Raw genomic sequence first — 14,210 nt, 5'->3', positions numbered from 1 at the left:
AATGAGCGGAAGAAACGGCTCAACAAACGCTCTCTTCAAAGATGGTAATCAAAAAGCACATGATTTCAAATAGATGCAATTAGGTTGCACCTTTGAGCGAAGAACCCCCAAACTCAAGGAGGACATAAGGATGGATGAAATCAGCACACTCACCCTCAATGGCATGGCCGATGCCCGAACCATCGTGGATGAAGACGGTAAACTCTGGTTCGTCGCAATGGATGTTTGCAAGCACCTTGGTCTCAAACCGAGGGATTCTGTGCGCTACTTGGACGACGACATGAAAAAGCATCTTCCAAGAACCGCCCTCGGAATGAAGCCCGGAAAGCCGCTGCTGATTATCAACGAACCCGGTCTGTACACGCTCATATTCCAAAGCCGAAAGCCTGAAGCCATCGCGTTTCAGGATTGGGTTTGCGAGGAAGTCCTGCCTTCGATCCGGAAGCACGGTGCGTACTTCATGATGAAGCCCACGGACACGGATGAAAGCATAATCCAAAAGGCAATGCAGATCATTGAACTGGCGCGTGAAGATGACGGCATTGAATGCCCCGACATCTTGCGAGAGTTGGCAGACAAGCTTGAAGCCGCCCTGCAAGGTCAATTCATGCCGACATTCACGACCAGCACGTGGAAAGCTTATCCAAATGACACCAGCGACTTAGGCCCCATCATTGACGTCTAACCCAAAGGAAGAAGCTATGACACGCAGTCAATTACGCGTCAAAGCTAAGTGTTTCAAAACGGACTATCACCGCCACATGACGCCCCAAGGCAAACGGCGTCAACGGCACTGTGGAAACACTTAGGAAAACCCCAAACATGAAGGCTGGTTGAGAGAACTCTCGCCAGCCTTTTCTTATTTCAACCATTCCATTCAAAAGGAGAATTTAAGATGACTAAAGAAACCCTCATCCCTGTCCGTCATGAAGAAGTAGCTGTATGCGGTGAATACATCCTTGCCGCTGTCACCGAGGATGGCAAGGCGTACTTCTCGCCGCGCCATGTGTGTGATGCGCTCGGTATCGCGTGGCAGGGACAGCATGTAAAGATCAAGGACGACGAGGTGCTTTCCTCAGTCGTCAAGATTATCGTGACAACTGCTCGTGACGGTAAAAACTACAAGACCTTCATGCTCCCCATCGAGTTCGCCAATGGCTGGCTGTTCACAATCAAGAAGGTCCGCCCTGAACTCCAAGCCAAGCTGAACCTGTTCCGCGCGGAAGCGTTCCATGTTCTGGACCTGTGGTTCAGAAAGGGACTTCGGTATGAAGAAGATGCACTCGAAGCCCTTGGATTGCCTGATTTCGAAAGCCCTGCTGAAGCTGCAAGAGCGTGGGCCGAAGAACGTGAACAGCGCATAGAACTGGAAGCGGAAAATGCCACACTGAGACCCAAGGCCAAGGTCTATGAAGCCTGCTTCGCCGACCGCCAAATGAGCGTTGTCCAGTTCGCAAGGACGCTCCACGGCGTAAACAGCATGAAGGTCAAGGAAGACCTGATGAGAGCAGGATACCTGCGGCGTTCCGGTGGCGTGTACAGGGTGCGCGGCAAGTTCAGAGACAAGTTCTTCGCAGAGCGCATCAGCCCATTCAGAGGCTTTGTGACCATCATCGCCCTCGATGGTGGCAAAGAGAAGATGGTTGAGCTGTATCTCGATGGCAAGCTGACCATGCGAAGAGGTTTCGAACATGCGCACGAGCGATTCTTTGACGAACTGGACTTCTAGATAAATCGCTCAACTTCGCCGCATAACGAATGAAAAGAGCCGGATAAAGCCTTTGGCCTTGCTCGGCTCTTTTTTCGCCCTCAGCAGGCTTAATTCACGCAAATTCAAGCACGTAAGATCATAGGAGAGAGACCATGACCACCACCAAAGCCGTTGCCAATCAGATTGTACGATTCGAAACTGTAACCATTTGTGGCAGTCCCATTCTTGCAGCAGTCGCCGAGGATGAACGGCGTTACTTCTCGCCAAGGCACTTTTGCGAATCCCTTGGAATAAGCTGGCCTCGCCAATTCAGAAAAATCAAAGCAGACCCATTGCTTTCAAGTAGCGTAGTGGAAATGGCAACGCAGCTTCCCGGCTCAAGACAGCGGAGAAAATATACGATGCTTCCAGTTGAAATGTTGTCTGGCTGGCTCGTGAACATCAAACGGGTTCGTCCCGAAGTCCAACCACAACTCATCCGCTACAGGAAAGAGGCATTCCTCGCTCTTGATGCTTGGTTCCGTCAGGGAATTAGGAATGACGAATACGTTCAGAAGAAAGTCATAACGCCTTCATGCCTGCGGGAATTAGCGGATATAATGAAACAAAAAGAATGTGACGATTTGTACTCTTCGGAATTGCAAGCAGGCAGCAATGAGGAGGTAAGGAGCTTGCCAGTCATATAGGCGAAGAGGCAGGCGACGAATTAAAAAGGCTGGTCGAGAGTTCCCCTTGGCTGGCCTTTATGTTTCACAGCGAGCCTGAATCCCATTTGCCACGAACAGACGCTATCTAGTCTGTTTTACATTGTATTGCTCGCATGTTGCACAATTTCTGCGACTCTATCTTGACACGTCGTTCTTTAGATTTATTCATGCTGTGCTGACCATAATTTTAAACTCTTCAAGGAGGACGCTATGATGGTTTCTAAGCTGAATCCATGGAACTGGTTTAAGAAGGAAAGCGAACAGGAAAAGACCCTTCCGGTTAAGCAGACGGAACGGGGAGCAAGGGAATACGCTTCTCCGCTTGACCACTTCCACGCAGAATTCGACCGTATGGTTGATTCGATGTTCTCTGGCTTTGGAATGCCTTCGCCTCGCCGCTTGTTCGACGCTGCCAGCCCGATGCTTGGCAAGTCTGTCATCAAGCCGAAAGTCGATATTTACGGCACTGACAAAGAGTACGTTGTTGAAGTGGATCTTCCCGGCATCGAAGAGAAAGACCTGTCTGTTGAACTGAAAGACGACGTGCTGATTCTCTCTGCGGAAAAGAAGCATGAAGAGAAAACAGAAGAAAAGGGCTACTACCGCGTTGAACGCTCTTACGGTTCCTTCCGCCGGGTGCTCAATGTCCCTGATGATGCGGACAAGGAAGGCATAAACGCCAAGTTGAACAAGGGCGTGTTGCGAATCACCATGCCGCGAAACAAGGCCATTGAAACAGAATCCCGCAAGATTGCGATTGAAAGTTCGAAAGAGGACTAACCTGACAAGGGCATCTTAAAGAAACAAGAGCATTTTTGATTCTATAGTCACTTAGACGATACAACCCCGAAGGCTGGTTGAGGACGATGATCCTCGCCAGCCTTTCTTTTTTGAAAATCAAGAACGTGAAGGAGAAAACTGATGAATACTACGACTGTGACCAACTCCCTTGTGATGCTTCTGGGCGACAAGGCCATGACTACGAGCCTCAAGGTGGCGGAGATGTTCGGGAAGGCGCATCGTCATATCCTTCGGGACATCGAACGCCTGATCGAAAGAGGTGTGCCCAATTTTGAGCAGACCTCATACGTCCATCCGCAGAACGGTCAGGAGTACCGCATGTTCCTCATGGACCGTGACGGCTTCTCCCTGCTCGTCATGGGCTTCACCGGAAACAAGGCACTGGCTTGGAAGCTCAAGTACATCGAAGCCTTCAACCGCATGGAAGCCGAACTGATGAAGCGACAGGCGAATGTCCTGCCCGACTTTACCAACCCTGTTGAGGCCGCTCGTGCATGGGCAGATCAGGTTGAACAGAAGATGGTTTGCGAAGCACAGGCCAAAGCCCTCGTCCCCTAGATTGCAAGCAGACAAGAGTTTCTTTGAATGTACTGACGAGCATCACGAAGGGGGCAAAACGTCCCCTTCAAATAACTAGCTCAAGATATACCCGCCGATTTTGGTGCAAAAATCTGAGCGGGTTTACAACGTTATGAAAAGCGAAAATCCCCCCATGCCCTTTGGTGTGCGCTGAATGGGCGAGGCGTTTCAACCGCTGAAGACTGCAAGGCGTACTTCTCGCCACGCCATGTGTGTGGTGCGCTCGGTGTTAGCTGGCCTCGTCAGTTCAGAAAGATCAAGGAAGATCATGTGCTTGAGGGAGTTGTTGCCGAAATGGCAACGACTGCCCGTGACGGTAAAAACTACAAGACCTTCATGCTCCCCATCGAGTTCGCCAATGGGTGGCTGTTCACGACCAAGATCAAGGCTGATCCGGTGCTTTCCAAAGGTGTGACGGAAATCATCACACCTTCCCGAGGTGGCGATCAAAAGACCACCGTTGGTGAAATGCCAACGATGCGTCCTGAAGGTTGATAGGTGTTTCGGCCTGCGTAATGGAAATGGCAACGCAGCTTCCATCTTCTCTCTCAAAAGGTATACCTTGTGGGACACACATGTCATTGCCTGAAAAGCCGCTTTGCTCCGTGTCTCAAAACCTCGTAATCTCATTTCTTGACACACCTTCTCAAAAAGTCTAGTCCTTCTGTTACACAATGGGCACAGAAGGAGGAAACAGGAATATGGCTCATGTTGGATACATCCGTGTTAGCTCAATCGACCAGAACACTGACCGCCAGCTTGCTGACCTTGATTGCAACTTGGTGACCGAAGTCTTTGAAGAGAAGGCAAGTGCCGCAACGTCTAAGCGGCCTAAGCTGGAAGAGTGCATGAGGTTTGTCCGCAAGGGCGATACGCTCCACGTTCATTCAATAGACCGCCTTGCCCGTAACCTTGACGACCTGCTCTCGCTCCTAAAGAAGTTCATTGGCAAGGGCGTCGCCGTTCAGTTCCACAAAGAGGGGTTGACCTTCACAGGCGAAGACAACCCTTTCCAAACGCTCCAGCTTCAAATCATTGGAGCCGTCGCCCAGTTTGAACGCTCCATCATCAAGGAGCGGCAAAGGGAAGGTATTGCCAAGGCACAAGCCAAGGGAAAACACTGCGGCAGAAAGGCCAAATTGACGCCAGAACAGGCCGAAGAGCTTCGACATAGGGCAACAGTCATGGGCGAAGAAAAAAAGGCGTTAGCGGCTGAATATGGCATAAGCAGGCAGACCTTGTACCGCATCATCGCCGAACCCAATTAACATCCTAAAATATCTGAAACTTTAATTAGGTTGCACTAACAAGGGGGAAGCGGTCCAGCTATACCCCACAACTCTTCACATCCCTGCGACAAATAGACGACCTCTCTCCTATACTTTCATTCTTGGTAAGGCCGGAGAACACTAGCCCGACACAGCAGTGTTCTTCGGCTTTTCATATTGTGACGACTTGTGACAACGACAAGAAGAAAGAGCTGAACTTAAGATCAACTATAGTGACAGCTAAGGAGCAAGGGGAAGTAAGCAGACAAGGAAGAAGAGGAAAGAAGATACCTAAGTCATACAGCAGTGAACATAACGTGAACTGAAGTAACGACAGTGTAACCTAGGTTTCAACCTACCCAATGGCCCTACCCACTCCCACAAGTAAGACGTCCTAAGTATAACTTAAGAAGTAACCTAAGTGTACAGACAGGATTGAGGGAAGTAGTAGGATAGGAAGAAGAAGAAAGGGTGAAGACTTAAGTCAAACTTAAGACAACTACAGTATATATAGGGGAGTGGTCAGGTATCAAAAATAAAGAAATTTGTCAAGATAAAATATGGTCGTTGTGAATTTTTTGTGTACGTCTTCACAGCTACCTACCTCATAGCAACCCTTTAACAGTGTATCAAGATTGAGTAGGAGACAGGTCTATGTGTGAACCAGCTTCAGCTACAGCGGGAACCACAGCCGCAGTAGGTGGAACCACAGCAGGCACTACTGCCGCAGCGTCTACGATTACAGCGTCTCAAATGTTCATGTACTCCCTAGCCATTGCCGCCGCTTCTACAGCCGCCAACATGGTCGCTCAAAGTGAACAGGCGAATGCCATGAACTCATATCAAAGCGAAATGGCAGATAATTACAACAAGACAGCGGTCAAGAACGCCGAACTCGCCAACAAGGATTACATCGAACAGACAGCCGCTGAAAGCATTGCGCTCATGCAGAAGCAAGAGGCGGCATCGCAAGAGGTGCAACGGATTCAAAGGGAACGCCTCGAAAAACAAGGGACGGCTTTAGCTTCAAGTGAGGCGGCTGGTCAGTCGCTCCAGTTCCTCATGGACGACTATCACAGACAAGAAGCCCTCTACAGGGATTCACTGAAGCACCAGCTTGATATGGACAAGGACGCATACGGCATATCCGTGAAAGGCTTAAGAGATACCGCAAAGAACCGTGGAACGGCTTCAGGTCGATACATCCCCAAGCCTGTCAACTTCCCTAATGTCGGTTCAATGGTCGGTGCGGCTTTGTCGATTGGAAGCAAGGGGCTTGGTTATTATGACCAGTACAAGCAACCGATATACGACCAGAACGGCAAATTCACAGGCCGCTATTCGCTGACAGGGAAATGATATGACAGCAACGGGACTGGCAAGCAGGAGAGGATAAAGGCACGAAGGCATAAGCGAAGTATGAAGACTGACACAATGGATACATAAGAGGTGGCCTTGTAGTTCTCCCTAGCTTGTCAGTCTTTTTTATTGAAAGTGAATTTCAATTACAATTATCCGTGTGTTTTTGTCTTTATCAGTGTTTTGTCTTCCCTCATGCTCTTAATGCCCTCAAGTGGCTAAGAGTGGGGCATTTGCTCCATATTTTGATTCTGAGGCGTTTTTGTCGTTTTCGCTTGTCATTCGTCGTGTTTTCTTTTTTAAGCCATTAGAAACGAAATGTGGACGTTTTCTTGTCGTCCTTGTTTCCGGTAAGGCGTCTGTGATTGCATCCGGTACCGTTCGCGTCCTCAAGGGTGAGGGCGGTGGTGAAGTCTGGTTTGTCGCTAAGGACGTGTGTGATGCACTTAGTATCCGTACCGACACGCTTAAGATGATTCTCGATGAAGATGAGGTGACGAAAACGGACCCCAATAGTATTGGGGTCAAATTAAACGCCCCTCACGGCATCTCTCTTATCAATGAATCCGGTCTGTACTCTCTGGTCCTCCGCTCCCGTAAACCTGAAGCCAAGAAGTTCAAGAAGTGGCAACCTCGTGACCGTCCTTGAGAACAACAAGCCATGACCACCAGCCTCAAGGTGGCTGAGGTGTTCGGGAAGAACCACCAGCATGTCATGCGCGACATCCGAACCCTGATAGCAAAAGGAGTCCCCAATTTTGGGGAGTCCTCTTACATCAACGCTCAGAACAAAGAACAGCCCATGTTCCTCATGGACCGTGACGGCTTCTCCCTGCTCGTCATGGGCTTCACCATTCCCGTCTTCCCGTTTCTCCTTCCCCTTGCTCCTGCACAAATCAATCTCGCCGAAGTATGGACACAGACAGCCGCACATTGCTTTTCATATTTCGCTTCTAACGTGCGTTTCGCCTCGCCTATAGGAGAATCATCATGACAGTCTCAAAAAGACGCTCTAAAGGCCTTTTATCCATTGCTTTCCATGCGGCGCAAGGGCGTCAAGCGTGATTTCCCTGTCCCAGTCCACAGGCTGGATGACATCGCGGAAGAGCGTGGATGCTGGGTAGCTGCCTTCATAGATTGACGTGATGTCGTCGAACTCGCCTTTTTCGTGGCCTACGACTTCCTTCAATTTGCGGCGGTCAATGTCGTGGAGCTTTGCCCATGTGATGAACGTATGCCGGAAGGAATGGAAGGTAACGTTGCTGACTTCGCCTTCACCCGCGCCAACGCCGCAATCACGACGGAAGCGCGTGAACCACTGCGTCACGTTGGCGGAGACGTTGCCTTCGCGCTTGCTCAAGGTCTTGCGGGAGAACAGGTGTAGTTCGCCTTTTGACCTAAGTGTTTTCACGCGCTCAAGCAGGCCGAGCCTGATAAGGAACGGATGGACCGGGACAATGCGTTTGCCTGCGGCTGTCTTGAGTTCCTTGTCGCCTTCGTTGTTGATGTCGATACAGGGAACGCCGTCGATTTCGCGGATGTCGTCCAGATGGAGCTGGCATATTTCTTCAACACGTGCGCCTGTAAACAGGGCGATAAGCGGTGCCCAGAACTGCCATGCTTTTGTGAACTTCTGCTTGCCCGTGGCCGTGCCTTGGTAAGGCGCGCTGTGGAACAGGGCTTTCAGTTCATCGCTGGTGAAGGCGCGGCGTTTGGCCTGCTTCGCCTTGAGGGTGTTCTTTTTGAAGGCCAACGCCACGTTGAGAGGCTTTGCCTTGTCTACATACCCCTCAAGCTCTGCCCAGTTGATGAATGAGCGCACATTGTCAAAGCGCGTCTTGATGGATTTGGGCTTGAGGCGGTGGTTCTCAGGAATGTCCATTTTCAGGAGCTGAGCCTTGCTCTTGCCCTTGTAATGACAGCGGTAGCGGAGCGAGGGCAGCTTGACCAGTTCCTCGCGGTATTTCCGCATGTGGTCGCGGGTGACCTCGTGAGTCGGCAGTTTCTTGCCATTGGAAACCATTTCCGCGAACTGCCGAAGCTGCGGAGCCAAGTCCTTCACGCTGGTGACTTTCCATTCACCGCTTTCCGTCTTGGTCTTGATATATTTCTCAACGGCTTCGGTGATGGTGGGCGATTTGCGGGAAGGTGCGGCAGGTTGCTGCGTGACGAAAACCGTCTTGCCTGTTTCAGCTTCCGAGAGCTTGCTGGCAAGCGGTGAAAAGTCAATGGAGCCAGCTTCGTCATACGCCTTGGCAATGCCTTTCATAAGGGCGTCGCACAGCTTCTTGTAGTCCGTGGACTTCTCCGAGACCTTGATGCCTTCCTGCTCCAGAATCCCGCTGACAAGATTCTTCACGCCGCGATAATCGGCATGTGCCGCCTGTTCTCGAATGTCCGAGGCAATGCGCTGGCGGGAAGCTAAGTGCTTTTCAAGCTCATTATCCTGCCAAGGTCTTTCCCGATTGACGCGCAACTCAAATTCATAGTTGAGCGTCTCCTTCATTTCCCTGTCTACAAGTTCCCGAATCTTTTCGTCGGTAAGATGGTTTTGGAGTGTTTCATTCGCTTTAGTCATGGCCTTTCGGTTTCTGTTTTCAAGAGTGGTCGATTTCGTTTTCAGTCGTCGGATTTCCGAAAAGATGTCATGCGCCTTGGATGCCAGCCGCATAGCCTTTGGACGGGCTTCCTTCAGGTGCGAAGTGCCAAGGGAAAGACGATACTCAGTCCTTCCCAGCGTCGGCTGAAGGTCGGCTGGAATACGTATGCGGAAATATAATCCGCTTGGACGAGGAAGCAAGTAGGCAGGTGCGGCTGCGTTTGAAGCCGAATTTGAACCAATGGCAGGAGAACAAAAAGACACAGGCTTATACCCCTTGTGTACCACCGCTGTGTACCAGACGGTGCTTTGGGATATAAGCCTGCTAAAAATTCAGCTATTGCAGCTGCTTGTATGCGCTGGCGGAGAGGGTGGGATTCGAACCCACGTGCCGGCTACTAACCGACAACCCGATTTCGAGTCGGGCCCGTTACGGCCACTTCGGTACCTCTCCGCGAAGTGGAAACATTCTTTTTAGACATTATCGCCTTTGCCTGCAAGCAAAAAAGCAGGGACTGACGGTTTGCCAGTGCATGTTTTGAAGGCGATTTAGCGACGTTATTGCGCTCTGGAGCAGGACAAGAAACGGGCGGCCTTCCTGTAGGGAAGGCCGCCCGTAAGTGTTTGTTTGAGTCTTGGCGCTAGCTGAGGGCGAGAATTGGTTTGACGATCTCGCCGATGGCTGCTGCCGTGGGGCTTTCGGTCTGCACACGCATGAAGGCATAGCCTTCGTCGCCGGCGCGCACCAGTTCCGGGTCCAGGGGAATGCGGCCGAGAAAGTTTACGCCCATTTCCTTGGCCAGGGCTTCACCGCCCCCTGTCATAAAGAGGTTTTCTTCCTTACCGCAATGGGGGCAGACATAGCCGCTCATGTTCTCCACCATGCCGAGGATGGGGTTACCCACTTCGCGGCAGAAGCTGACAGAGCGGCGCACATCGTCGATGGCCACGCCTTGCGGGGTGGTAACGACGACGGCTTTGGCGTCCGTTCCCAGGGTTTGCAGGGCGGAGAGGGGTTCATCGCCTGTGCCTGGGGGGCAGTCCACGATGAGGTAGTCCAGATCGCCCCACGCTACATCCTGTACGAACTGGTTGATGAGCCCGATTTTAACGGGCCCGCGCCAGATGACGGCCTGCTCCTTGTTGGGAAGCATGAAGCCAAGGGACATGACCGAAAGGTTGGGCGTATATTGCCAGGGCACCGGTTCTATGACCTGGTCGCCAATATGGGGCTGCACACCTTGCAAGCCCAGCAGGCGCGGTACGCTTGGCCCGTGGACATCAACATCCAGAAGGCCGGTTTTTTTGCCAGAGAGGGCAAGCGCAACTGCAATGTTGGTGGCGACGGTGCTTTTGCCAACGCCCCCTTTGCCCGAGAGGACAACAATTTTGTTCTTGATACGGCCAAGTGTCTTTTCGAGTTTGACGTTCTGCTGGTCCGGCCCTCCACAGGAGGAGGGGTCGGAGCTGCAGGAACCTTGATCTGAACAGCCGCTACAGCCTGAATCGCTCATGATTCGCTCCTTGAAAACGCGTATTTGCTTGCGACGGTAAAACCCGCCGGAAAAAAATCGAAAATGTCTGCCAGAAAGGAGTGTATTGTCGGAAGGGGCGTTGTCAAGTCTTCTTTCTCGAATTTGCCTTGCAAAGGTGTAAACAGCTTACGTTTGCGGCGGTCAAACCTCAATTTCTTCCCCTTCCCGGGCCATTACAATTCTAGGAGGCAGGGCGCCTTGTTCCAGGCGTAGATTAGCGAGCAGGGCATCCAGTTCGCCGTCATCGCGTGTGGGTTCATGATGTGTCAGACAGACGGCGGGAATGCCAGCTTCCTGGGCCATCTGTATGGCTTGAGGCATTGGCGAGTGCCCCCACCCAGTTTTGGAAAGATATTCGTCGTCGGTGTATTGAGCGTCGGCAATGAGCAGATCAACCCCTCGGATTTTCTCCAACATGGCCTGTTTTTTGTGCAGGATGTGCTGCTGGTAGTCATCGTATTCGGGTTCATGCGGGGCATAGATGTTTTGGTAAGGCTCATGGTCGCCTGTGTAAAACAGCGAGCGCCCATTGTGCGCAACAAGGTATCCCAGACAGAGGACAGGGTGGTTCATGAGAATGGCAGAAATCGTGACGTCGCCAATTTGCACAGAATTGCTTTCAGTCATTGTTTCATACTGTACGTTGGCCTGGAGCTCTGCCTCCCGTATGGGAAAAAAGCGGTAATCAAGCTGCACCGTGAGTACGTCGCGAATGCTCCCCATTGTCACAGGATTGGCCATTCCATAAATAGATACTTTGCAGGTGGGGGAAAAGAGTGGTGCAAAAAAGGGAAGCCCATGGATATGGTCCCAATGCGTGTGTGTGATGAAAACAGAGCATGAAACAGACGCATTTTTGATGCATTCCAGCCCCAAGGGGCGGATTCCTGTACCGGCGTCCAGAATCAAAATCTCATCACCGCCAGTCTTTACCTCGATGCAGGCGGTATTCCCGCCATAACGTACGGTCTGGGGGCCTGGAGTCGGAATGGAGCCGCGAACGCCCCAGAATTTCACGCGCATGGCATCCTCGCAGCCTCTATGTTTCAGGCGTTGATGAAGACACGGGCCTTGTCCAAATCCTGTTCCAGATCCGGCATGCCGTGGCACATGGTCTGAAAATCCATGCCGAAAAGTTGTTCGATTTCAATTGGCAAGGGCTGTATGCCCGACTCGCCACTGTGACCGTAGCGCAGGAACTTGCAAATCTGGTCCGCCGTGAAGACACAGATGACGATGATTTCGGCTGCGCTCTTTTCCGGGGTATGATGCATGGCTATTCCCTGAACCAGCGGCTCGGGGAATCCCCATCTACGGGCGAGCAGCGCTCCCACATCGGCATGGTTGGTCTGCAGTATAGTATATTCGGCATCATACAGAAAATGTTCACTTTCGGCGGCAAGAGAAAGCGCTTTGGCAAAAGCATCCGGCATGGACAGGGCAAGAACAGCCTTGCCGACATCGTGCAGTAATCCTGCAGAAAAAAAGTCTGAGCTTTCCTGTACAGGAACGTGCAGCATGTGCGCCAGCCGACGGCTTACCAGCGCCACGGCCAGTGAGTGTAGCCAGAATTCATTCATGTCCAGGCCGGCTTTGTTGTGTCGGGGGAGAACCCCCATGCTGGCCAGACTGAGGGCAAGGTTTTTTAATGTATTTACACCGAGATAAACACAAGCTTGTTGGATGGAGTGGATACGTGTGGCCAGCCCTATGAACGGTGAGTTGACCACCTTCAAAATTTTCAAAGTAAAAATAGGGTCGTTTTCAAGAACACTGACAAGATCTTTTGGAGCACAATCTAAACGCGCAGTCAGTTGTAAAACCTGCTGCACGCTTTTCGGAAAGGCCGGTATCTTTTCTACGGCCTGCAGAACGTTTTCACGAATTGCTGACGGCTTGTGTTCTTCCATGCAAAAGTGCCCGCTATCAGCTCGCAACAACATGCTTTTGAAGGAGGCCGTTCACAGAGGCGATGGCTTTTTCCATGTGTTCTTTGTCCGCACCTTCGGCCAGCAGGGGAACCTGCTCCTGCAGAATGGCAGCAAGTGGGGCGTCCTGATCATCTGTTGCTGAGAAACTGCTCCAGGCAGCCGCTGCTTTTTCGGGTTTACCCATCTGCAAAAGACACAACCCCAGGTACAAAGAGGAGGTATTGTCCTTGTTCAGGGTGTATAAAACCCGGTCAAATTCAACTCGGGCAGGGATGTAATGCCCTATCTGGTAGAGGCATACCCCAAGATCGCGGCGAGCGTCTTCATCTCTTGAGCGGATCTTTACGGCTTCCCGATAGAGCGGCACAGCCTCTTCGAGCCGGCCCTCCATATGCGCCTGACGGGCCTGGGCAAGCTTATTGGAGACTAATTCTTCCTCGCTGGCGGCTTTTTTTTGCCGCTCCTTTTCCTCTCGCTCTTCTTCCTGCCAGGATTCCTTCCAGGAGTCGCGCCAGCCAATGAGCAATTGCCGTCTGCTCATCCCGTTGTCTTTTTTACTCATTGTCTTCACTCCAGTTGCGTGCACGAACAGCAGTTGCTGATCGTACTCTGAATAATTTTGAAAGAAGGATTTGTCTTAATAGCTTCAAACCGGGGCTGTACGCAACAAGGCTATAACGAGTGACCGCAAAGGGGCTGCTCCGTCTTGCACTCAGCAGCGGAAGTCGGTACTTCAAATGGCTACAGGTTGTTACAATCGCCAAGAAAACAAGTGTATCTAAATGTAAGGAGTGTCTCCATGAAGAAAGGTTTCTTCTTGCTTCTGCTGCTGGTAGTCCCCGTACTGCTGGTTCAACCAGTGGCGGCTGCTCAGAAGCTGCGTCTGGGGATTCTGCCGGTATTGGATACGCTGCCGCTGCAGGTTGCAGTACGCGACGGGCTTTTTGCTGAGGAAGGGTTGGACGTGGAGCTTGTGCCTTTCACCAGCGCGCTGGAGCGTGATACCGCAATGCAGAGCGGTAATCTGGACGGCTATTTTGGCGACCTGCTCAATACCCTGCTACTCATCGATAATGGCGTACCCATGCGGATGGTCACTGTAAGTTGGGCGACAACACCTGGGCAGCCAATGTTTGCTTTGATCCGGGGGGCCGAAGTTGAGGATAAGCCCGCATCCCTGGAGGTTGGCATCTCCACCTCCACAATTATCGAGTACCTGTTGGAAAGGATGCGCGGTTTACCCGTAATGGCCGGGACGGAAGTCAGCATCGTAGAGGTGAAACAGATTCCAATCCGTCTTCAGATGCTGCTTTCCGGGCAATTGCAAGGTGCTTTGCTGCCGGAACCTCTGGCTTCCCTTGCCGTATCCGAGGGCGCGGGGGCCATTGTGACCGACGAAGAGTTGAAAATGCCCCTGACGGTCATTTGCCTGCATGAACGTTTTGCAGATCAGGCGGATGATTTTTTGGATGCCTACCGCCAGGCTGTGAAGCGCATTAACAACGCTCCCGAGACCTTTCGTAATCTGATGGTCGAGACCACACGCGTACCCAAACCCCTTGCCCGCAGTTTTCCGGTATACACTTTTCCGGATCCGGAACTGCCCAATGAGCAGGACGTATGGAACGTACAACAGTGGATGCTTACGAGAGGCTTACTCAAAGGCATGCTGCAATACAAAAAACTCGTTTTTTAGTCCCTGAAAATCCGCCCCATAAGA

Annotated in this window: 16 protein-coding genes, 1 tRNA gene and 1 pseudogene; 11 read left to right on the top strand and 7 right to left on the bottom strand. The window is 51.5% G+C overall.

The genetic code is table 11. The features are described from left to right. Nucleotides 1–130: 130 nt before the first annotated feature. From ACZ5EH_RS19880 to ACZ5EH_RS19835, 10 genes are all read left to right on the top strand, one after another. Nucleotides 131–685, top strand: a complete 555-nt coding sequence (locus ACZ5EH_RS19880; RefSeq protein WP_464275608.1) for a BRO-N domain-containing protein — start codon at nt 131–133, stop codon at nt 683–685. A 210-nt stretch (nt 686–895) separates the two neighbouring features. Continuing rightward, the gene (locus ACZ5EH_RS19875) at nt 896–1,729 is read left to right on the top strand and encodes a phage antirepressor N-terminal domain-containing protein (protein WP_464275607.1); all 834 of its coding nucleotides are present in this window, start codon (nt 896–898) and stop codon (nt 1,727–1,729) included. Nucleotides 1,730–1,863: 134 nt separating this feature from the next. Continuing rightward, the gene (locus ACZ5EH_RS19870; protein ID WP_464275606.1) at nt 1,864–2,397 is read left to right on the top strand and encodes a phage antirepressor N-terminal domain-containing protein; all 534 of its coding nucleotides are present in this window, start codon (nt 1,864–1,866) and stop codon (nt 2,395–2,397) included. A 231-nt stretch (nt 2,398–2,628) separates the two neighbouring features. Then, nucleotides 2,629–3,198 (top strand): Hsp20/alpha crystallin family protein, encoded by a 570-nt coding sequence (locus tag ACZ5EH_RS19865; RefSeq protein WP_011367675.1) that lies wholly within the window; start codon nt 2,629–2,631, stop codon nt 3,196–3,198. A gap of 141 nt (nt 3,199–3,339) precedes the next feature. Further along, nucleotides 3,340–3,777 (top strand): Rha family transcriptional regulator, encoded by a 438-nt coding sequence (locus ACZ5EH_RS19860; RefSeq protein ID WP_464275605.1) that lies wholly within the window; start codon nt 3,340–3,342, stop codon nt 3,775–3,777. A gap of 231 nt (nt 3,778–4,008) precedes the next feature. Beyond that, a complete protein-coding gene (locus ACZ5EH_RS19855) occupies nt 4,009–4,293 on the top strand; it encodes a phage antirepressor N-terminal domain-containing protein (protein WP_464275604.1) in 285 nt (94 codons plus the stop codon). A 206-nt stretch (nt 4,294–4,499) separates the two neighbouring features. Then, nucleotides 4,500–5,066: a recombinase family protein gene (locus tag ACZ5EH_RS19850; protein WP_464275603.1), complete on the top strand. Its 567-nt coding sequence runs from the start codon at nt 4,500–4,502 to the stop codon at nt 5,064–5,066. A gap of 654 nt (nt 5,067–5,720) precedes the next feature. Further along, nucleotides 5,721–6,425 (top strand): virion core protein, T7 gp14 family, encoded by a 705-nt coding sequence (locus ACZ5EH_RS19845; RefSeq protein ID WP_464275602.1) that lies wholly within the window; start codon nt 5,721–5,723, stop codon nt 6,423–6,425. Between the two features lie 262 nt (nt 6,426–6,687). Next, nucleotides 6,688–7,074: a BRO-N domain-containing protein gene (locus ACZ5EH_RS19840; protein ID WP_464275601.1), complete on the top strand. Its 387-nt coding sequence runs from the start codon at nt 6,688–6,690 to the stop codon at nt 7,072–7,074. A 12-nt stretch (nt 7,075–7,086) separates the two neighbouring features. Next, complete coding sequence (locus ACZ5EH_RS19835) at nt 7,087–7,419, top strand: Rha family transcriptional regulator (RefSeq protein ID WP_464275600.1); 333 nt, start codon at nt 7,087–7,089, stop codon at nt 7,417–7,419. A gap of 18 nt (nt 7,420–7,437) precedes the next feature. On the opposite strand, the gene ACZ5EH_RS19830 is transcribed toward ACZ5EH_RS19835, so the two are convergent. The 7 genes and pseudogenes from ACZ5EH_RS19830 to ACZ5EH_RS19800 all read right to left on the bottom strand — a co-directional run bounded on the left by ACZ5EH_RS19830 (nt 7,438) and on the right by ACZ5EH_RS19800 (nt 13,052). Next, the gene (locus ACZ5EH_RS19830) at nt 7,438–9,003 is read right to left on the bottom strand and encodes a site-specific integrase (RefSeq protein WP_464278333.1); all 1,566 of its coding nucleotides are present in this window, start codon (nt 9,001–9,003) and stop codon (nt 7,438–7,440) included. A gap of 57 nt (nt 9,004–9,060) precedes the next feature. Continuing rightward, nucleotides 9,061–9,288, bottom strand: a pseudogene (locus tag ACZ5EH_RS19825) (DUF6538 domain-containing protein); the annotation flags it as partial. Nucleotides 9,289–9,384: 96 nt separating this feature from the next. Next, nucleotides 9,385–9,478, bottom strand: a tRNA-Ser gene (locus ACZ5EH_RS19820). 187 nt (nt 9,479–9,665) lie between these two features. After that, a complete protein-coding gene (locus ACZ5EH_RS19815; RefSeq protein ID WP_464275599.1) occupies nt 9,666–10,538 on the bottom strand; it encodes a P-loop NTPase in 873 nt (290 codons plus the stop codon). 162 nt (nt 10,539–10,700) lie between these two features. After that, entirely contained in the window at nt 10,701–11,582 is an 882-nt protein-coding gene (locus tag ACZ5EH_RS19810) for an MBL fold metallo-hydrolase (protein WP_464275598.1), read from the bottom strand. 23 nt (nt 11,583–11,605) lie between these two features. Beyond that, on the bottom strand, nt 11,606–12,469 hold the full coding sequence (locus tag ACZ5EH_RS19805; protein WP_464275597.1) for an HDOD domain-containing protein: 864 nt from the start codon (nt 12,467–12,469) through the stop codon (nt 11,606–11,608). A 16-nt stretch (nt 12,470–12,485) separates the two neighbouring features. After that, entirely contained in the window at nt 12,486–13,052 is a 567-nt protein-coding gene (locus ACZ5EH_RS19800; protein ID WP_464275596.1) for a tetratricopeptide repeat protein, read from the bottom strand. A 237-nt stretch (nt 13,053–13,289) separates the two neighbouring features. On the opposite strand from ACZ5EH_RS19800, the gene ACZ5EH_RS19795 reads away from it, so the two are divergent. Further along, nucleotides 13,290–14,186 carry an ABC transporter substrate-binding protein gene (locus tag ACZ5EH_RS19795; protein WP_464275595.1) on the top strand — a complete coding sequence of 299 codons (897 nt, stop codon included), beginning with the start codon at nt 13,290–13,292 and terminating at the stop codon, nt 14,184–14,186. Nucleotides 14,187–14,210 lie beyond the last annotated feature (24 nt).

The sequence above is a fragment of the Desulfovibrio biadhensis genome, from assembly GCF_055388615.1.
The sequence above is the reverse complement of the archived record's forward strand: the minus strand, read 5'-3'. Positions and strand labels throughout refer to the sequence as shown.